At 63.8% G+C, this 18,246-nt stretch carries 14 protein-coding genes; 8 read left to right on the top strand and 6 right to left on the bottom strand.

Annotation, left to right across the window (positions count from 1 at the left end):
• Positions 1 to 110 precede the first annotated feature (110 nt).
• The 4 genes from U873_RS0129995 (at position 111) to U873_RS0129980 (ending at position 6,743) form a co-directional block, all read left to right on the top strand.
• Positions 111 to 1,811 (top strand): acid phosphatase, encoded by a 1,701-nt coding sequence (locus U873_RS0129995; protein WP_025131763.1) that lies wholly within the window; start codon positions 111 to 113, stop codon positions 1,809 to 1,811.
• A 273-nt stretch (positions 1,812 to 2,084) separates the two neighbouring features.
• Entirely contained in the window at positions 2,085 to 3,782 is a 1,698-nt protein-coding gene (locus U873_RS0129990) for a molecular chaperone HscC (RefSeq protein ID WP_025131762.1), read from the top strand.
• An 11-nt stretch (positions 3,783 to 3,793) separates the two neighbouring features.
• On the top strand, positions 3,794 to 5,452 hold the full coding sequence (locus U873_RS0129985; RefSeq protein WP_025131761.1) for a J domain-containing protein: 1,659 nt from the start codon (positions 3,794 to 3,796) through the stop codon (positions 5,450 to 5,452).
• Positions 5,453 to 5,570: 118 nt separating this feature from the next.
• Positions 5,571 to 6,743 carry a hypothetical protein gene (locus U873_RS0129980; RefSeq protein ID WP_025131760.1) on the top strand — a complete coding sequence of 391 codons (1,173 nt, stop codon included), beginning with the start codon at positions 5,571 to 5,573 and terminating at the stop codon, positions 6,741 to 6,743.
• A 176-nt stretch (positions 6,744 to 6,919) separates the two neighbouring features.
• On the opposite strand, the gene can is transcribed toward U873_RS0129980, so the two are convergent.
• Positions 6,920 to 7,564: a carbonate dehydratase gene (can, locus tag U873_RS0129975; protein WP_025131759.1), complete on the bottom strand. Its 645-nt coding sequence runs from the start codon at positions 7,562 to 7,564 to the stop codon at positions 6,920 to 6,922.
• Between the two features lie 152 nt (positions 7,565 to 7,716).
• Here can and U873_RS0129970 point away from each other — a divergent pair, with 152 nt between their 5' ends.
• Positions 7,717 to 8,055, top strand: a complete 339-nt coding sequence (locus tag U873_RS0129970; protein WP_025131758.1) for a hypothetical protein — start codon at positions 7,717 to 7,719, stop codon at positions 8,053 to 8,055.
• Between the two features lie 138 nt (positions 8,056 to 8,193).
• Here U873_RS0129970 and rimI read toward each other — a convergent pair whose 3' ends face one another.
• The gene (rimI, locus tag U873_RS0129965; protein WP_025131757.1) at positions 8,194 to 8,646 is read right to left on the bottom strand and encodes a ribosomal protein S18-alanine N-acetyltransferase; all 453 of its coding nucleotides are present in this window, start codon (positions 8,644 to 8,646) and stop codon (positions 8,194 to 8,196) included.
• An 8-nt stretch (positions 8,647 to 8,654) separates the two neighbouring features.
• Positions 8,655 to 9,443 (bottom strand): hypothetical protein, encoded by a 789-nt coding sequence (locus tag U873_RS0129960; protein ID WP_043274727.1) that lies wholly within the window; start codon positions 9,441 to 9,443, stop codon positions 8,655 to 8,657.
• Positions 9,444 to 9,622: 179 nt separating this feature from the next.
• On the opposite strand from U873_RS0129960, the gene mksB reads away from it, so the two are divergent.
• Genes mksB through mksF form a run of 3 tightly spaced genes read left to right on the top strand, consistent with a single transcriptional unit; the run spans position 9,623 to position 14,443 of the window.
• Positions 9,623 to 10,900 (top strand): Mks condensin complex protein MksB, encoded by a 1,278-nt coding sequence (gene mksB, locus U873_RS0129955; protein ID WP_043274734.1) that lies wholly within the window; start codon positions 9,623 to 9,625, stop codon positions 10,898 to 10,900.
• Complete coding sequence (mksE, locus tag U873_RS0129950; RefSeq protein ID WP_025131754.1) at positions 10,890 to 11,597, top strand: Mks condensin complex protein MksE; 708 nt, start codon at positions 10,890 to 10,892, stop codon at positions 11,595 to 11,597. The genes mksB and mksE overlap by 11 nt, the downstream gene beginning before the upstream one ends.
• Positions 11,594 to 14,443, top strand: coding sequence for an Mks condensin complex protein MksF (gene mksF / locus U873_RS0129945; protein ID WP_025131753.1), 2,850 nt, complete (start codon positions 11,594 to 11,596; stop codon positions 14,441 to 14,443). Before mksE ends, mksF begins: the two co-directional genes overlap by 4 nt.
• A 117-nt stretch (positions 14,444 to 14,560) precedes the next feature.
• Here the strand turns inward: mksF and U873_RS0129940 are convergent, their stop codons facing one another.
• Genes U873_RS0129940 through U873_RS0129930 form a run of 3 tightly spaced genes read right to left on the bottom strand, consistent with a single transcriptional unit; the run spans position 14,561 to position 18,126 of the window.
• Positions 14,561 to 16,864 carry a PqiB family protein gene (locus tag U873_RS0129940; protein WP_025131752.1) on the bottom strand — a complete coding sequence of 768 codons (2,304 nt, stop codon included), beginning with the start codon at positions 16,862 to 16,864 and terminating at the stop codon, positions 14,561 to 14,563.
• Positions 16,857 to 17,480 (bottom strand): paraquat-inducible protein A, encoded by a 624-nt coding sequence (locus tag U873_RS0129935; protein ID WP_025131751.1) that lies wholly within the window; start codon positions 17,478 to 17,480, stop codon positions 16,857 to 16,859. Before U873_RS0129935 ends, U873_RS0129940 begins: the two co-directional genes overlap by 8 nt.
• Entirely contained in the window at positions 17,467 to 18,126 is a 660-nt protein-coding gene (locus U873_RS0129930; RefSeq protein WP_025131750.1) for a paraquat-inducible protein A, read from the bottom strand. Before U873_RS0129930 ends, U873_RS0129935 begins: the two co-directional genes overlap by 14 nt.
• Between the last annotated feature and the right edge of the window lie 120 nt (positions 18,127 to 18,246).

The following is an 18,246-nucleotide window of genomic DNA, read 5'->3' as shown; positions in this document are numbered from 1 at the left end:
CCCGAGGGACGGGAGCAGCATTCCTGTAGTCTTTGCGTCATGTTCGGTTGTTACCGTGCGACCGAAATACTTTGTAACGAATTATCAGAGAGACCGAGCAAGGAGCCTATATGAGCGACGACACCGACCTGCACGACACCCCCGCATCCGCCCCCGATCAGCCCGCCGATACCAGCCGCCGCCGCTTTCTAGGCGGCGTTGCCGTTCTGGGGGTAGGCGCCACCCTGAGCGCCTGTGGCCAGCCTGGCGAGCCGGGGGAGAAGCCGCAGGAACGTCCGCTGTCCCCAGCCGAACTGGACAAGGCCCTGCAACAGCAGGTGAAGAATGTGGTGGTGGTGTTCGCCGAGAACCGCAGCTTCAACAACCTCTTCGCCAACTTCCCGGGGCTGGAAAATCCGCTCTCGGCGGTGAAGCCCGAGCAGACCCAGCAACGGGACCGCGACGGCAGCCTGCTGGCAAAACTGCCGCCGATCTGGGGCGGCATCCTGCAAGTCGGCCCGCAGACCCTGGACGGCGTCACCTACCCGGTGGAAACCCAGTTCCAGGAAAACCTGCCCAATGCCCCCTTCGCCCTCAAGGGGCCGAGCGGCGAGGACCTGCCCCTGGGGCTGGTGACCCGCGACCTGTGGCACGTGTTCTACCAGAACCAGATGCAGATCAACGGCGGCAAGAACGACAGCTTCGTGGCCTGGGCCGACTCCGGCGCCCTGACCATGGGGCACTATGCCCAGACCCGGTATTCCTTGCGCCTGTGGGATGTGGCCCGGGAGTTCGTGCTCTGCGACAACTTCTTCCAGGGGGCCTTCGGCGGTTCGTTCCTCAACCACCAGTACCTGATCAGCGCCAAGGTGCCGTTCTACCCGGACGCCGCCAATTCGGTGGCCAAGTCGCAGATCGCCACCTTGCAGGGCGACGATCCCAAGGGCACTCGCCTCAAGCCGCTGGACAAGTCCCCGGCCAGTGCCATGGACGGTGCCCCGCAGTTCGGCCCCAGCGCCCTGACCCCGGACGGCTACGCGGTCAACACCATGGCCCCGCCCTACTGGCCGACCTGGATCCGCGACCCGGAGCGCCCGGACTACGCCAAGCCCGACCTGCCCAGCGTGCTGGTGCCCCAGACCCACGAGCACATCGGCGACAAGCTGTCGAAGAAAAACGTCGACTGGGCCTGGTACGGCGGCGCCTGGCAGGCCACCCTGGAACAGTTCAAGGATTCGGGCGGGATCCCCAAGATCCCCAACTTCCAGTACCACCACCAGCCGTTCAACTATTTCGTGCGCCAGGGCCCGGAGAACCCGGCCGAACGCGCCAAGCGCCTGCGTGATGGCGGCCTGGGGGATGAATCGGCCACCAACAAGTTCTTCGCCGACGCCGAGGCCGGCAAGCTGCCGGCGGTGACCTTCTACAAACCCCAGGGCAACCTCAACCTGCACGCCGGCTACGCCGATGTGGCCGCCGGCGACCGACACCTCGACCGGGCGCTGAAAGTGCTGCGCGAGAGCCCGCAATGGAAAAACATGGTGGTGATTGTCACGGTCGACGAAAACGGCGGCTGGTGGGACCACGTGGCACCGCCCCAGGGCGATCGCTGGGGCCCGGGCACGCGGATCCCGGCACTGGTGGTGTCGCCGTTCGCCCGCAAGGGCACGGTGGACCACACGGTCTACGACACCGCCTCGATCCTGCGGCTGATCACCCGGGTGTTCCAGCTGGAGACCCTGGACGGCATCAAGGAACGTGACCAGGCAATGATCGCTCGCGGCCAGAAACCCATGGGCGACCTGACCAACGCTCTGCACTTCAGCGCTTGAGCCCTCCCGGCCGGGGCACTCGCCCCGGCCACTGGCGCCCCTCCTCCATTCCACAGCCAGGAAAGCCCGGCGTCAGGCCCAAGGCCCGCCCAAACCGCGCAGCGGTCACAACGGGCAATGACGCGCCGGCGCGGTCGGCTTTCTGCAATCTTCATGCGGCCACGATAGTGGCAAAAAGACATCGCCTACTTTACCCATTCACTCGCGGGGTAATATCCTGCGCGCCACCTGTCTGTTTCATTTGTTTTCCGATTGGAAAGGGAGTTCGTCGTCATGATCGTAGGCATCGACCTGGGGACCACCAACAGCCTGGTCGCCGTCTGGCGCGAAACCTCCAGCGAACTGGTACCCAACGCCCTGGGCCAGTTCCTCACTCCCAGCGTGGTGGGCCTGGATGAACAGGGCCGGGTCCTGGTGGGGCAAGCCGCCAGGGAGCGCTTGCACACCCACCCGCATCTGACCGCTGCGCTGTTCAAGCGCTACATGGGCAGCGCCACCGAGGTGCGCCTGGGCGAGCGTCTGTTCCGTCCGGAAGAGCTCTCGGCCCTGGTGCTCAAGAGCCTCAAGGAAGATGTCGAGCGGGCCTATGGCGAACCGGTGGAGGAAGCGGTGATCAGCGTGCCGGCGTACTTCAGCGACGCCCAGCGCAAGGCCACGCGGATCGCCGGCGAGCTGGCGGGGCTCAAGGTGGAAAAGCTGATCAACGAACCTACCGCCGCCGCCCTGGCCTACGGCCTGCACCAGCGCGACAAGGAAACCTCGTTCCTGGTCTTCGACCTCGGCGGCGGTACCTTCGATGTGTCGATCCTGGAGCTGTTCGATGGGGTCATGGAGGTGCGTGCCAGCGCCGGTGACAACTTCCTCGGCGGCGAGGATTTCGACAGCCTGCTGCTGGAGCACTTCCTTGAACAGCAGGCCGGGGTGGCGGACTTCCCCGAGCGCCAGACGGTGCTCCAGGCCCTGCGCCGGGAAGCCGAGCGGGTGCGCCGCGCCCTGGGCCAGGACAGCAGCGCCGAATTCAACTTGCGGGTCGACGGCCGGCAATGGACCCAGACCATCACCCAGGCGCAACTGGCAACCCTCTATACCCCGCTGCTCGAACGCTTGCGGGCCCCCATCGAACGGGCCCTGCGCGATGCGCGAATCCGCGTCAGCGACCTGGATGAGATCCTCCTGGTCGGCGGCGCCACTCGCATGCCCTTGGTGCGCAAGCTGGCAGCCGGGCTGTTCGGGCGTTTTCCCTCCATCAGCCTCGACCCCGACCAGGTGGTGGCCCAGGGAGCGGCGGTCCAGGCCGCCCTCAAGGTGCGCTCCGCCGCCCTGGAGGAAGTGGTGCTGACTGACGTCTGCTCCTACACCCTGGGCATCGAGACCTCCCAGCAGTACGGCAGCCAGATCGAGAGCGGGCACTACCTGCCGATCATCGAACGCAACAGCGTGGTGCCGGTGAGCCGGGTCAAGACCGTGCAGACCCTGCATGACCATCAGGAACAAGTGCTGCTGAAGATCTTCCAGGGCGAAAGCCGACTGGTGCGCGACAACGTCGCCCTCGGCCAGTTGGAGATCAAGGTGCCCAAGCGCAAGGCCGGCGAAGTCTCGCTGGATGTGCGCTTCACCTATGACATCAACGGCCTGCTGGAGGCTCAGGTGAGCATTCCGCTGACCGGAGAAAGCCATTCCCTGGTGATCGAGAACAACCCCGGCGTACTGACCCCGGAAGAGATCCGCGAGCGTCTCAAGGCCCTGGAACAACTGAAGGTCCACCCCCGGGACCAGCAGGTCAACACCTTGCTCAGTGCCCGCCTGGAACGGCTCTACCAGGAGAGCCTGGGCGAGTTGCGCGAGCAGATCGGCTACTGGGCCGGGCAGTTCCAGCAGGTGCTGGAGACCCAGGACGAACGCAAGATCCGCGAGGTGCGCACTCAGCTCAGCGAGCAACTGCAGCGGCTGGAAAACGGCCACTGGCACTGAGGAGCCACGACATGGATTGCTGGACTCTCCTGGGGCTGACCGCGGATGCCGACGAGCGCAGTATCAAGCGCAGCTATGCCCGGCGACTCAAGAGCACTCGCCCCGACGAGGATGCCGAGGGATTCCAGCGCCTGCGCGAAGCCTATGAGCGAGCCCTGCAACTGGCTCGCTGGCGCGCCGATGAAGCGGCGGCCGAGGACGATGCCCCCGTGGTCATCAGCGCCCCCCTCACGGCCACCCAGCCCCCGGACAACCTGCAGCACTGGTCAAGTTTGTTGGAGCTGCACCCGCTGATCGTCGAGCCCCTTGCAGACTGGACCCCGGAGCCGTTGCCGGAACTGGCGCCAGCGCCGCCACAGCCTGACCCATGGCCATTGCTGGAGGGCCTGAACGCCGAGAACCTGCCACAGCGCTGGCAGCAGGCCGAACAGCAGGCCTGCGACCGGGAGTTCCTCAAGCATCTGCTGGCCCGCTGTTATGAACAGCCCGAGCAGCACATGGCGATGATCCTCTGGGCGATCCAGCACCTGGACTGGCTGACGCCCTGGCAGCGCCCCTGCATGACCGTCCTGCAGGAGGCCGTGCTGGTGCAAGCCGTGTTGCAAGAGTACCGCCGCACGCTGGAAGCCCACCTGGAAGCTGGCCAGGAACGGGCATTCCTGACGCAACTGGCCAACTATTGCGAGCAGCCCTGGCTGCGCATCTTTGACCATCGTCAGTACTGGCAGAACGAGGTACTGGAGCTGCTGCACGAACAGCGCTGGCAGTTGCCGTTGTTCGACCGGGTGTGCCAGTTGTTCGGCTGGGACGACCGGCGCGGCGCCACCCCTGAACCGTCATGGATCTGGCAGTCGCTGATCGAGCGCTGCCAGCAGGAAGCCTTCTATCAGAAGCTGCTGGCCAATGCCGCGAAGACTCACGATGCGACGCCGGAAGTTGCCGCCGCGCGGCTGTTGCTCAATCCGCAGCCGTGCCGGCGCCAGATCGCCCTGACCCGTCACTTCGAAGACGAACACTGGCTGGCCTGCATGGAGCTCTCCCAGACCCTGGCTTCACGTTTTCCTGCACTGCTGGAACGGCTGCCTCGTGCGGACGTGTTTTTCTGGCAGGAACTGATGCCGCGCCCCCTGGGCGTGGATAACTGGATTCGCTGCGGCGTCGGCAGCAGCCTGGCCCTGGGCCTGTATTTCATGGGCAAGCCCGAGTACAGCAAGGAAATGGCGCTGATTCTGGCCATGGGTTGCGCGGGGGTCCTGGCGATTTTCGCCCTGATCCTGCTCAACACCTGGGAACCGGTGGCCGCCCGCCTGCTGGCGCTGGACCTGTGGTTGAGCGAACGCCTGGTCCCCAAGCGCCTGAACCCGCAGCAACAATGGCTGGTGCTGCGACACGGCGTGCCGCAAGTGGCGATACTGAGCGTATTCGGCTACTGGCTGGGGGTACTGGGCATGCTCGCCTACCTGGGCTTTGCCCTGATCGGCGTGCTGCACTCAGGGCGAATCGGCCAGCCGAACCCGGACTTCTGCGCCCGACATCCGTGGCTCGGCGCCTTGCACTGGAATCATTTCAGCCCCTGGCAACCGGCCTACCTGTTGCTCATGGTGGTGCTGATCCGGGTCTGCCAGGTCCACGCCCCCGGCTTTCCCCTGACCCGGCTGTTCCCCGGCTGAACGCTCGCCAATCCACCAAGGCGGATATTTTTTCGCTCCCGGCTGTTTCTCCAGGCGGCGCTGTTTCAGTATGTCCTGCCCCCCCTTCGAAGGGGTTCACGCTGAAAAGGATCTGAGCATGTTCAAATTCGCAGGAATGACCCTCGCGCTGACCGCTGCCGCCCTGAGCGCGACGGCCCAGGCCGATGTCGAGGTCAATCTGGGCAGCCCCCAGCGCGTCACCCAGCTCTTCGCCTACCCCAACAACTGCAACGTCATCTGCTTTCGCAACTGGACCCTGGAACAGACGGTGGAGCATTACCTGACCCAGAGCGTGCAACGCGACGGCTACAGCGCCGCCAAGGTCAGCGTGAAGACTGCCGGCGACCAGGTCCTGGCCTCGATCACTGGCGTGCCGACCGGCTACGACAAGCCCTTGAACGCTCTGCTGGATGCCGGCGACCTGGCCTACAACGGCGCCAGCCAGCTCAACAAGGACGGCAAGTGGGCCTACAGCTGGTACCTGTTCCTGCCCCTGGGCATGGCGCTGGAAAATCGCAAGAGCGTCGAGTTGCTGCACTTTCCACCGGACTATTCGCTGACCCAGGCCCAGGACTACCTGGAGTCGGCCACCACCGATCGCTGGGCCACTCTGCTGACCGCCAACGGCATCGCCGCCGAGCAGACCCCGGCCTACCAGACCATCGTCGACATCGCACCGATTGCCGCGCCGTCCAATGCCGGCAAGGATCTGGAGGGGGTCTACAGCTATTTCAACAGCTATCAAACCACCATGGTCAAGCAGGTCAGCCAGAACGCCGGCGGCGCGGCCCTGCCGATGGTGGCGTTCGGCGCGCCGGTGCGCAATTGGCTCAAGCAGCAGTACGGGGTCACAGTGAATGTGCTGGGCCTGGCACAGATCAGCCCCAGCGAAGGGGTGAAAGTGCCGGTGCTGGGCTCCAACCACCCCAGCTATATCTGGTACGCGGCGGACCCGGCCAACTATGACAACGACCAGGCCAAGGCCGATGCCGCAGGCCTGAAGGTCATGGGCCAGGACCTGAGCGCCGCCTGCTGGCAGGCGGGCATGGGCAGCAAGCCGGGGAGCGATGCCAGTGCCCTGCTGAGCAGTTGCACCCAGACCTGGCAAGTGACCCAGAAGGCGCAGACCTGCGAGCTGTTCTACACCTCGGTGCGCAAGCTGACCGAGCAGCAAGCCGCGGCCAAATGCACCAGTGCACCGATCAAGACCCAGCTCAACCAGCTCAAGGCCCCGGCACCGGCGCCAAGTACCGAGGTGCCGCATCTGTAATCAAGCAGCGCCGACAAAGCCGCTGGGCTGCCAAAAGAGCTGTCACGGCGGCTGCAAACCATAACCGCCCGGGGCAACACGCCTTCAGTCACAGGCGTGTACCCAGGGTCGGGAATGGCTCATGGAGCCTCGTCAAGGCCTGAGCCAGCGGCTACAGGCCGCTGTGCCCAGTCGCCTCAGACGGCGCCGACCGGACGCAGGCGGTACTGCGGCGGCAGCTGTTCAAAGCCGCTGATGGTGGCGTTCAGGCTCTTCCAGCGACCGTCCTTGATCCCGTAGATGCAACCATGGATCGACAGGCTCTGCCCGCGATGCCAGGCGTTCTGCACGATGCTGGTATGGCCGACGTTGGCCACCTGCTGGATCACATTCAACTCGCAGAGACGGTCGACCCGCTCTTCTTCCGTGGCCAGTTGTCCCAGCGCTTCACGGTGCTCGTAGTACAGGTCGCGGATCGAACGCAGCCAGCCGTCGATCAGGCCCAGCTGGCGATCCTGCATTGAGGCACGCACACCGCCACAGCCGTAGTGGCCGGTGACCAGGATGTGCTTGACCTTGAGTACATCCACCGCGTACTGGATCACCGACAGGCAGTTGAGGTCGGTGTGCAGTACCACATTGGCCACATTGCGGTGCACGAACAGGTCGCCCGGCAGCATGCCGACGATCTCGTTGGCCGGCACGCGGGCGTCCGAGCAGCCGATCCACAGGTATTCCGGGGTCTGCTGGCGAGCCAGCTTGGAGAAGAAGTCAGGGTCATCCTGCTTGATCGCCTCGGCCCAACGCTCGTTGTTATCAATCAGATCTTGTAGTTCGTTCATGCTGTGAAGCCTCAAGAATGATGCGCTGCTTTGACAGACGAGCGCCTGTCGGGGTCACGCGTGTGGCTGCAGATACCGGTCATCCGTCGCCGGGGAATCTTGCCGGGCGCCATGGGTCCACCCTTTGAACCCCTGAAGTATGAGCATTTGCCATGACTGAATCACGACGCCCCTACGGTGCACCGCAACCCGAACCCATCGACGACGACCAGGACCGCATGGGTTCCATGGAAGAACTGCATTTCGATGATCAGGACAACGACATCCGCAGTGGCCGCCCGGGCCAGCCTACCGACGACGGCTCCACTGACGACGACCTGAGCCCGGAAACCCTGATCCGTGAGGACGGTGCTCGCTCCGCCCGGGAAACCGGTTCCGGAAAACCGGCCGACTGGGATCTGAGTATTGTCGAAGAAGCGCAAATCGGCGGTGGAAATGGCCTGGATGAAGCCGAACTCGCGCGCCGCGACCCGCTGGACGGCAAACCCTGAGCGTGGCGCTGCATTCAATGACGCCTTCTCCCGTAGCAGCCGGCTTGGCGGCTAAGAGGCCGTCGAGCCATGCATCCCCCCGATTGGCGCCTTCGCTGGCAAGCCAGCTCCTACAGCAGCCAGCGTGCGCCTTGAGGCTTAATCCACCAGGGTGCAGGCCATGACCAGGGCGTCTTCGCGCCCGCCTACCGCCGGGTAGTAGTCGCGGCGGCGCCCTACTTCATTGAAGCCGTAGCGCTCGTACAACCGGTAAGCACTCTGGTTGCTGGAGCGCACTTCCAGGAAGCACTCCCGGGCGTCCTTCTGATAGGCGCGCTTCATCAGTTCTTCCAGCAGCCGCAAGCCCAGGCCGCGGCCCTGGCTTTCCGGCTTGACGGTGATGTTCAGCAGGTGCGCTTCGTCGATGATCACCTGGATGACGCCGTGGCCCACCTGCTGGCTGCCTTCGAACATCAACCAGACTTCGTAGGACTTGAAGGCATCCATGAAGATGCCCCGGGTCCAGGGGTGACTGAACGCCGCATATTCGATTTTCAGGATGGCTTCCAAGTCCGCCTCGGTGGCCAGGCGGAAGGTCAAGGCGTCACTCATTGGTACTTTTACTCATCAGTGCTCTTCCAGCGCGCCATCAGCCGACGCATGGCTTGCCAGACATCAGCCTTACGCTGTGGCTCTTCCATTAATAGTTCCAGGCCGGGCAAGGCCCAGGCCGAACCCAGGCCTTCGACCTGGAGCTCGCGGTTGTAGGATTGCGCATCGGCTTCGCCGGCAAAACGCACCGCCGGCAAGCCGATCAGCCACAGGCAGACGCAGGGCTCTTCCTCGATCCGCACCCCGACGAATGCCTGGACGAAATCGCGGGCGGCTTCGGGGCCCTGGTCCAGGTTGCCCCGGGTCAGCATCGGCCAGCGCACCGGTTCGGCGAGGATCTGCGGGCTGTCCGGCAGGCCGGCGGCACGCAGCATGTCCTTGAGTAGCAGGTAGGCCGGATCGCGGCTCTGGAAAGCTTCGCCTGTGGGTAACTCCACCAGCAGCAGGCAGCGACCGGCCCGCAGCAGTTGCAGGGCAAAGCGCGGTGGCGGTACGACCGGGGCCTTGACCACCGGCGCCGGGGCCTCTTCACCCTCGGTTGCCGGCTTGCTGGCCAGGCGCGAGGAGGTGACGGAGGGACGCGGGACTTCGATTTTCGGCCGTTCGCCCGGCTTGGCCACCGGGGCTGCCGGGGCTTTCGCCTCTGCCACGGGCGCAGGCGGCGCCTCCACCACCGGCTCGGGCAGGGCCAGCAACTCGGGGCGCGACGGGGCGGCAAAGGGCAATTCGCTGCGCGGCAGCCAGCTGACCACCTGCATGGCGGACAGATAAGCGCGACGACGGGACTCGATAAGCAAAGGTCGGCCACTTGTGGATAACTGAGGTGGAGGATTCTACCGCCCTTCGCGCAAGATCGCCCGCAGTTGATTGCGCGCCAAAGCGACAGTCTGTCCCCTGACTGGACCGAGGGGTGAATCGTCGGGCCCCTGATGCAGTACAATCGCCGCTTTTCATTGCCAACCAGCCGGCCATTCCGATGATCGAACCCAAGCGCGTCTTGCGCGCCCTCGCCGAACACTGGGCACTTCTGGAGCCGCTGTGCGAGCACTTCGACCAAGGCACCCTGAGTCTTGCCGAACTGCGTTCACAGCTGGCTGCCCAACAATTGGACAGCACGCCCCAGGACATCACCCAACTGCTGGACGTATGGATACGCCTGGACATCCTGGTCCCGGTGGCGAAAAGCCCGAACCGTTTCGAGCTCAATGCGCAGATCCATGACTTCCTCGCCTACCTGCGCCGTGAGCACCGCCTGGGCCTGTGCCTGGAGATCGAGGCCTACCTGCGTCACCTGGAGCGTCTGGCCGGGTACATCCAGGACGCCTTCGACGTGCGCGACGGCAACGACCTGGCGCGCCAGCTGCGGCTGCTGGACATGCGCGTACGCGATGTTCTGAAAAAACTCGCCAACGATGAGCAGGCCCTGGTGGCCGTGGCCGAACGGGCCAAGACCAGCGACCGGCAGATCCCCCTGCGCCAGCGCTACGCCGAGGTGCTGGCCACCTGGGATGAATACGTCGAGCCGATGATCCAGCTGGTGAACGCCGACGGCGCCTTCGAACAGGGCGTGCGCAAGGTGGAGAACGTCCTGCTGCGCATGCTCACCGAGCAGCAGCGCCTGGGCCACCTGGTGGACGACGACATGCTGCTGCGCACCCACGCGCGGATCCTGGAAATGCAGACCAGCGCCCAGCTGACCCTGCGCCATGCCCGGGAACTGCTGCTGCCGCTGCGCGAGGAAGCCCGCCGGCACAACGCCGTGACCCGCGGCGCGGCCCTGGCCCTGTCGGCGATCCGGCGCAAGGGCATCGACGCGGTGCCACAAGCGGCCATGCCAATGTTCACCCGTCCGCAGAGCACCTTCCTCGGCAGCTCCGGCCAGGTAGAGGCCTATGTCTATGCCCTGGCCCGCTTCGAGCCCAAGCCGGCGCGCTTCCCCAAGGCCCACAAGACCCACAAGGGCCTGGCGCCCAAGGCGCCGCGCACGGTCCGGGAAATGCTCGAGCGCTGCGAAGACGCCCTGCCGATGCCAGACCTGATGAGCTGGCTGCTGGACCAGGAGCCCGACGGCGCCACCGACGAACTGCTGTACTGGTTCTCGCGCCTGTCCCGGGAAAAACGCTTCAAGCGCGAGCGCCTCGAACGCCGCGACTACCACACCCAGGAGCACCAGGTCAGCCTGCGCTCCTTCGCCCTGCTCTCGGCCCGCGATGACGCCGCCGAGCATTCTGCGAGCAACGCCAATGCATCTTGATCTTTCCGAACTGTCCCAGCTGGCGCCGATCTTCCGCGAGCTGTTCAAGGGTTACCACGTCAGCCGCCGCGACCCGGAGCTGTATGCCCAACTGTCGAACTTCCAGGATCAGTACCGCACCCTGTTCAAGGCCCTGGGCTTCGAACTGGTGTGTGATACCCGAGGTTTCTACTACTTCGTCCCGGACAACGCCGCCGCCCAGGTGAACAAGACTGCCCAGCGCCTGGCGCTGTTCACCTTCATCCTGGTGGAACACCTGGCCGACCAGGGCCGCGACCCGATCGCCGTGCTCGATGGCGGCAGCCTGGGCCGTGACGAACTGCCGTCCATGCTGGAAAAGTACCGCGACCTGTTCATCCAGGCCGAAGTGCAGACCCAGGAAGAGCTGGAAGAAAAGATCATGCGCCGCATGACCCAGCTGGGCTTTGCCGTCGAGGAGCCGGGCATCTACCGCTTCCTGCCGCCGATGCACCGTTTCCTCGACGTCTGCCTGTCGGTGCAGCAAGACCGCGACCTGGCTGCCAGCCTGCACAGCGTGCTGCCGTTGCCGACGCCGGTACTGGTGGACCACGACAGTGACGAGAAACTGCTGCAGACCGATGACCCGCTGGACCTGAGCGAATTCGACGAGTCCGAAGAAAGTGAAGAAGACGCCTTGGCTCGCGCCATCGCCGAAGAACAGGAGCTCGACGCATGAGCAAGGAACGCTACGGCATCCGCCGCTTTGCCCTTTTGAATACCGCCGGCTACAGCCTCGGGCTGTTCCCCCTGGAAGAACCGCTGTCGGTCTACGGGGCCAACAACCTGGGCAAGTCGGCGTCGATCAACGCCCTGCAGTTCCCGATCCTGGCGCGCATGTCGGACATGAGCTTCGGCAAGTACAGCCTGGAACAGTCCCGGCGCTTCTACTTCGCCTCCGATACCAGCTACATCCTGGTGGAAGTCTCGCTGCCTCACGGCCCCCATGTGATCGGTGTGGCCGGACGTGGTCCCGGTGGCGGCTTCGGCCACCAGTTCTTCGCCTATGCCGGCCAACTGGACCTGGCTCACTACCAGAAGGACGACACCTGCCTGCGGCAGAAAGAGCTGTTCACCAACCTTGAGCGCCAGGGCCTGAAAGCCTACGAGCTCAAGCCGGACGAACTGCGCCGGTTGCTGGTGGGCGGGCACACCTCGATCCCCCTGGACCTGACCCTGATTCCGCTGCGTTCCACCAGCGAGCAGAGCCTGAAGACCTTCCGGGCCCTGTTCATCAACCTGCTGCACATGCGCGAGATCACCGCGGCCAAGCTCAAGCAGCTGTTCCTCGACGCCTTCGAGCACAGCCTGCGCTCCGGTAGCGTCGACTACATTGCCGCTTGCGACGAAGCCTTCCGCGACGTGCGCCGCATGGAGCAGGACTACAACTCCCTGGTGTCCGCCGGCCCCCTGGTGGAAGCCCTGGCCAACGGTGTGAAACAGCGGGACATCCTGCGTGGCAAGCTGCACCGCCTGTCGCCCCTGCTGGATTCGCTGCTGGGCACCTGGTCGGACTATGCCGGCGCACGCAAGGAAGAGCTGACCATCCAGGCCGAGCACTACCGCAACGAACAGGATGCGCTGCAGAACGACCAGCGCAGCAGCACCCAGGAAATGATGCGCCTGGAGCGGGAAATCACCGGCACCCAGCGCTGGCTCGGCGAGCTGTCGGTGCTCAAGCACCGCTTCGCCCTGGTGGACGACGTCAAGGTCCTGGAGCAGCAACTGCTGGCGGCCAAGGATGCCCACGATGAGCTGGCCGGCGCCCTCGCGCAGTCACGGCAGTTCTCCGCCGAAGACCTGGAAGAACGCCTGCGGGACCTGGAAAAACGCCTGAAGTCGGTGAAGCAGCAGCTCGACCACGCCGACAACAACAGCTATGCCCGGCTGCGGGAGGAATTCTCCCAGCAGGACGTGGAACGCCTGATGCGCCTGTTCAACAGCGCGCTGTTCAGCCTGCCCCTGGGCGAGCACGGCATCGCCCTGGACGACAACGGCGAGTGGGTGAAGTCGGTGGAGCTGATTCTCGACGGCTTCAAGGGCGAACGTTTCGAAGTGCCGGGGCTGTCCATCGACATCTCCCACATCGAGCCGCCAGCCTTGCAGGCCCTGGCCGACCGCGCGGCCCTGCGCGACCAGAAGGAGCGCCTGGAAAAGGAACTCAAGCAGCTCAAGACCCAGGCCGCCGTGGCCGCCGACCGCGCCGCGAGCAAGACCCAGACCGAAGCCCTGTACCAGCAGGTACTGGACGCGCAGAAAGCCCTGGAAGACTTCCGCCGCGCCCAGACCCTGAGCGCCGAGGAAGGCGAGAAGCTGGAGCAGCTGGCACAGATGGAAGCCGCCCAGGACGAACTCAAGCGCTCCAGCGACGCCTTCACCGAACGCGTCCAGCAACTGTCGGCCAAGCTGCAACTGGTAGGCCGGCAGATCGCCGACATGGAAGCCAAGCAGCGCACCCTCGACGACGCCCTGCGCCGTCGCCAGTTGCTGCCGGCGGACTTGCCATTCGGCACGCCGTTCATGGACCCGGTAGACGATTCGATGGACAACCTGCTGCCCTTGCTCAACGACTACCAGGACAGCTGGCAGGGCCTGCAGCGGGTCGACGGCCAGATCGAGGCGCTGTATGCCCAGGTGCGCCTCAAGGGCGTGGCCAAATTCGACAGCGAGGATGACGTCGAGCGTCGCCTGCAGCTGTTGATCAACGCCTATGCCCACCGCACCGACGAAGCCCTGACCCTGGGCAAGGCGCGTCGCGCCGCAGTCACCGATATCGCCCGGACCCTGCGCAATATCCGCAGCGACTACGACAGCCTGGAACACCAACTGGTGCTGTTCAACCGCGAGATCAACAAGCGCCAGGTGTCCAACCTGCAGAGCTTCCGCATCGTCCTGGCGCCGAACAAGGAAGCCCTCAAGCACATCGACCAGATCATCCACAGCGCCGGCCAGTACGAGGAAGGCGAGACCCTGTCGGTGTTCGACCTGAGCCAGAGCGCCGAACAGGACAACAAGAACGAAGAGGCCAAGGAGTACCTGGCGCGGCTGGTGGCAGCCAACCACAACCAGCTGGGCCTGAAGGACCTGTTCGAACTGGCGTTCGAGATCACCAAGGTCAACGGCCAGCCGGTGATCCACACCGACATCGATGGCGCGGCGTCCAACGGCACCACCATGACCATCAAGGCGCTGACCAACATGTACCTGTTGCTGCACTTGATGGACCGCGACCAGGCCGGGCGCATCCGCCTGCCCTACTACCTCGACGAAGCGGCGGACATCGACGAACGCAACCAGGCGGCGCTGCTGGAAACCAGCCTGCAATTGGGCTTCGTGCCGATCCTGGCCAGTGTGAAACCCCAGGTCTCGGCCCAGGTGGCCATCGACCTGGAAGGCGGCAGTGGCCCGAACGGCATCTACATCGACGAGGCGGACTGGAAATACATCCGTCGTCACGATCAGGTCAAGGCCACCCTCAACGTGGAAGCGCAAGACGAAGCAGAAGCGGAGCTGGACGAGGTTTGATCCGCGCCGTTTGAAAAGCCAAGGCCGCACTCTTTCGAGTGCGGCCTTTTTTGTTGGCGCCTATGAAGCGGCGCTCGATGCGCCGCCCTGAACTGCCATTGGCTGGCGTTACGGCAGCTATTTGCCGAGGGGAATCTTCGGTGCCCAGGTCAGCCATTCCTCCTCGAACTTGTCGAACAACGGGAACGTTTGCTGTGGGCGCGCCGGGTTGCCCATGCGCTCGCCATCCGGGGTAGCGAAGGCAATACCGCCCTGGATCAGAGTCTCCAGTGACTCGGTGCGTACCGTGGCCCCCTTGAACAGGCCGAAGTCGACGCCGAACCCGCTGCTGTTCCAGAAGCGCGTGCCACCACGAATCAGCGGCGCGTACTTGGGTTCGATAAGGATATGGATCAGCACGCGGTCGGCCGTCTGCCCCAACTCGTAACCGGTAACCTTGCCCACAGCGACCTCACGATAGGTCACCGGTACGCCGACCTTCAGCGAACCACGTCGTGCAGCGCTCAGCACCAGGCTCAAGCCGGCCTCTTCGACGCTGTCTTGCGGCGGCTGGGCCAAGGCGACAAAGCTGGTTTGCGCGCCCAGGTTCTTCACCGGGGGCTGGACTTCTATGTACTGGCCTGTGACCAGGGTTTCCAGGTTCGAGGTCTTCATCAACCCCAGTTCCGGCTTGACCACCCAGAACTGGCTGCCAACCCGGGCGATGCGCTCGGGCACTTCGGTGATCCGTGCCTTGAGCATCACCGACTGCATGTCGGCGCTCAAGGTCACCTCTTCCAGCTTGCCCACATCCAGGCCCTTGAAGCGCACCGGGGTGCCGGCACGCAAGCCATCGGCGCGATCGACCTTGATGTTCAGCAGAATGCCTCGCTGCGCCGCTTCTTCCTGGTTGGCGAACAGGCGGAAACGCGGGATGCGTTTTTTCAGCGGCACATTGGGTTGCGGCGTCTCGAAGGCGATCCCGCCAGCCATCAGGCTCTGCAAGGATTCACTCTTGACCTGAATCCCGCCGGTCAGGCCACCGGTCAGGGTGATACCGCTGGCATTCCAGAAGCGCGTCGAGCCATTGACCAGGCCCTCGTATTCTTTCTCGATGTGGACGCCGATCACCAACTGCTTGCGGGTATGGGAGAACTGGTAACTCTGTACCGAACCGACCTTGACCTGCTTGTAGAGAATCGGACTGCCGACCTCCAGGGAGCCGAGGTTGTCGGTGAACAGCACCATGTGCAGGCCCGGGGCACGCAGGTCCAGGGGCGGGGCCTTGGCCCGCGCCTCGAACTCACGCTGCGGTGCTGCGCCCTTGTCGCCGGGGCGAATGGCGATGTAGTTGCCTTTGACCAGCGCTTCGAGGCCGGTGATGCCAGCCAGGGAGATCGAGGGCTTGACCGTCCAGAACTGGGTGCCCTGGACCAGGTAGTCTTCGGCCAGGGGATCAAGGGTCAGCTCGGCGGTGGCGCTGGAGAGATCGGGATCGACTTTCAAGGCCTTGAGGCTGCCGACCTGGATGCCCTTGTACATCACCGGGGTACGGCCGGCCTGCAAGCCTTCGAAATCACTGAGCTTCACCTTGACCCGGATGCCTGCCTGCGCCGCATCGAAGTCTTCGTAGAGGCGGAACGGCAGGCTGGGATCAGTAGGCGGGCTATCCTTGCGGTTCTCCGGGGTGGCGAAGGCGATACCACCGGCAACGATGCTGGACAGCGATTCGCTGCGCACTTTCACACCGGACAGGTTGGCGTCGATGCTGATGCCGCTGGCGTTCCAGAAACGTGTGTGTTTGCGCACCAGGCTGGCATAGGTCGGCTCGATATAGACCTTGAGCTCGACAGTGCTCTGGTCTTCAGAGAGCAGGAAGCTCTTGATCTGCCCAACCTGGATCTGCTTGTAGAACACCGGGCTGCCACGGTTCAACGAGCCCAGTCGTTCAGCCTTGATGGTCAGGTGCAAACCGGGCTTGGCATCCGACAAGGGAGGCTCTTCGGCCAGAGCCTTGAACTTGCGCGTCGGCTCCCCGTCCCCAGGATTGACCGCGATATAGTTGCCTGACACCAGGGTTTCCAGACCGGTGATCCCGGCCAGGCTGACACTGGGCTTGACCAGCCAGAAGCGTGTATTGGTCTTCAGGTACTGCTCGACGTCCTTGTTCATCTCCACGGTGGCGATCACCCCCTTGGAGTTGCCTTCGTCGTCCAGGGCCAGGGTCTTGACCTTGCCCACCGGCATGCCTTTGTAGACCACTTCGGTCTTGTTGGCCTGGATCCCTTCGCCGCTTTCAAAGCGCAACTGAATCTCGATGCCGGTCTGGCTGTAGGCACGCCAGCCCAACCAGCCTCCGATGATCAACGCAATCAGGGGCAGGACCCAGATGGCCGACCAATTGGAGGCCGGTCGGGTTTTGGCGGTAGGCAAATCACTCATGGTCGTCGTCCGACTCCGTGTTGTCCCAGATCAGTCGGGGATCGAAAGTTACTGCAGCCAGCATGGTCAGGATCACCACACTGGCAAAGGCTACGGCACCGAGATTGGCTTCAATGCTGGCCAAGCGTCCAAAGTTGACCACGGCCACCAGGATGGCGATGACAAAGATGTCCAGCATCGACCAACGGCCGATGAACTCGATGAAGCGGTACATGATGATGCGCTGCCGCGCCGATAGTGGCTGGTGCCGCTGAACGGAGAACAGCAACAGGGCGATGCCCACCAGCTTGAAGGTGGGGACCAGAATACTGGCGACAAACACCACTGCAGCGATCGGGAACATGCCGTGCTGCACCAACTGGATGACACCCGACATAATGGTGCTGGGGTCACCCTGGCCCAGGGAACTGACGGTCATGATCGGCAGGAGGTTGGCCGGGATATAGAGAATGGCAGCGGTAAGCAGCAACGCCCAGGTCCGCAGGATGCTGTTGGGGCGACGGGGGTGAACCATGGCTCCGCAGCGAGTGCAGGTTTGTCCGTCGCTGTCAGCTTCTCGCCGATTCAACTCATGGCATTCGGTACAAATCAGAATATCTGCATCAATCGCCCGCATGTACGTCCTCTCCCGATAACGCCTGCCAGATCTGGTGAGGCGACATCACCACTTCCAGCCAGACTTGCACCAGCAACAGACTGACAAAACACACCAGCCCGAGGCCTACAGTGATGGAGGCCATATCAGCCAGCTTGACGATGGCCACCAGCACTCCCATCAGGTAGACCTCGAGCATGCCCCAGTCACGCAGATGGTGATAAATGCGGTACAGCAGCAGACCGTAGCTGCGACCTATGTCCCAGCGGATGCTCAGCAGGACCAGCAACTGGCAAACCAGCTTGAGCAGCGGGATTCCCATGCTGCACAGGAACACCACCAGCGCCACGCCTTCCATTCCGGTATCGAACAGGCCTTGCACGCCACTCCAGACCGTATCTTCGGAAGACTGTCCCAGTAGATTGAGCTGCATGATGGGAAGAAAGTTCGCCGGTACAAACAACAACAAGGCAGCAATCACCAACGCCAGGCTGCGTTCGACAACATTATGCCGATGCGCGTACAACTCGTAGCCGCAGCGCGGGCACTGGGCTTTCTCACCGTGGGCGAGCCTGGGCTTGCGCATCAGCAAGTCGCACTCATGGCAGGCAACCAGGTCGTCCAGTGGTAATTCTGACAACCCGGGGGCGTCAACCGGATCTGGCATAGAGGGCTCTGGAGGTGGAGAAAGTAGCGGCTATTCTAGTGTTCCAATTCGAAAATAACTGTGCAAATTTGTTTGCGAATAAGAGCAAATTTTCTTTGGGCAAAAACAAAACCCCAATTG

It is taken from the genome of Pseudomonas sp. PH1b (assembly GCF_000633395.1).
GTDB lineage: Bacteria > Pseudomonadota > Gammaproteobacteria > Pseudomonadales > Pseudomonadaceae > Aquipseudomonas.
The sequence above is the reverse complement of the archived record's forward strand: the minus strand, read 5'-3'. Positions and strand labels throughout refer to the sequence as shown.

Excerpts from the sequence above, each read along its gene's own strand:
- U873_RS0129995 (WP_025131763.1), top strand. The coding sequence starts at position 111 with ATGAGCGACGACACCGACCTGCACGACACCCCCGCATCCGCCCCCGAT.
- U873_RS0129990 (WP_025131762.1), top strand. The coding sequence starts at position 2,085 with ATGATCGTAGGCATCGACCTGGGGACCACCAACAGCCTGGTCGCCGTC.
- U873_RS0129985 (WP_025131761.1), top strand. The coding sequence starts at position 3,794 with ATGGATTGCTGGACTCTCCTGGGGCTGACCGCGGATGCCGACGAGCGC.
- U873_RS0129980 (WP_025131760.1), top strand. The coding sequence starts at position 5,571 with ATGTTCAAATTCGCAGGAATGACCCTCGCGCTGACCGCTGCCGCCCTG.
- can (WP_025131759.1), bottom strand. The coding sequence starts at position 7,564 with ATGAACGAACTACAAGATCTGATTGATAACAACGAGCGTTGGGCCGAG.
- U873_RS0129970 (WP_025131758.1), top strand. The coding sequence starts at position 7,717 with ATGACTGAATCACGACGCCCCTACGGTGCACCGCAACCCGAACCCATC.
- rimI (WP_025131757.1), bottom strand. The coding sequence starts at position 8,646 with ATGAGTGACGCCTTGACCTTCCGCCTGGCCACCGAGGCGGACTTGGAA.
- mksB (WP_043274734.1), top strand. The coding sequence starts at position 9,623 with ATGATCGAACCCAAGCGCGTCTTGCGCGCCCTCGCCGAACACTGGGCA.
- mksE (WP_025131754.1), top strand. The coding sequence starts at position 10,890 with ATGCATCTTGATCTTTCCGAACTGTCCCAGCTGGCGCCGATCTTCCGC.
- mksF (WP_025131753.1), top strand. The coding sequence starts at position 11,594 with ATGAGCAAGGAACGCTACGGCATCCGCCGCTTTGCCCTTTTGAATACC.
- U873_RS0129940 (WP_025131752.1), bottom strand. The coding sequence starts at position 16,864 with ATGAGTGATTTGCCTACCGCCAAAACCCGACCGGCCTCCAATTGGTCG.
- U873_RS0129935 (WP_025131751.1), bottom strand. The coding sequence starts at position 17,480 with ATGCGGGCGATTGATGCAGATATTCTGATTTGTACCGAATGCCATGAG.
- U873_RS0129930 (WP_025131750.1), bottom strand. The coding sequence starts at position 18,126 with ATGCCAGATCCGGTTGACGCCCCCGGGTTGTCAGAATTACCACTGGAC.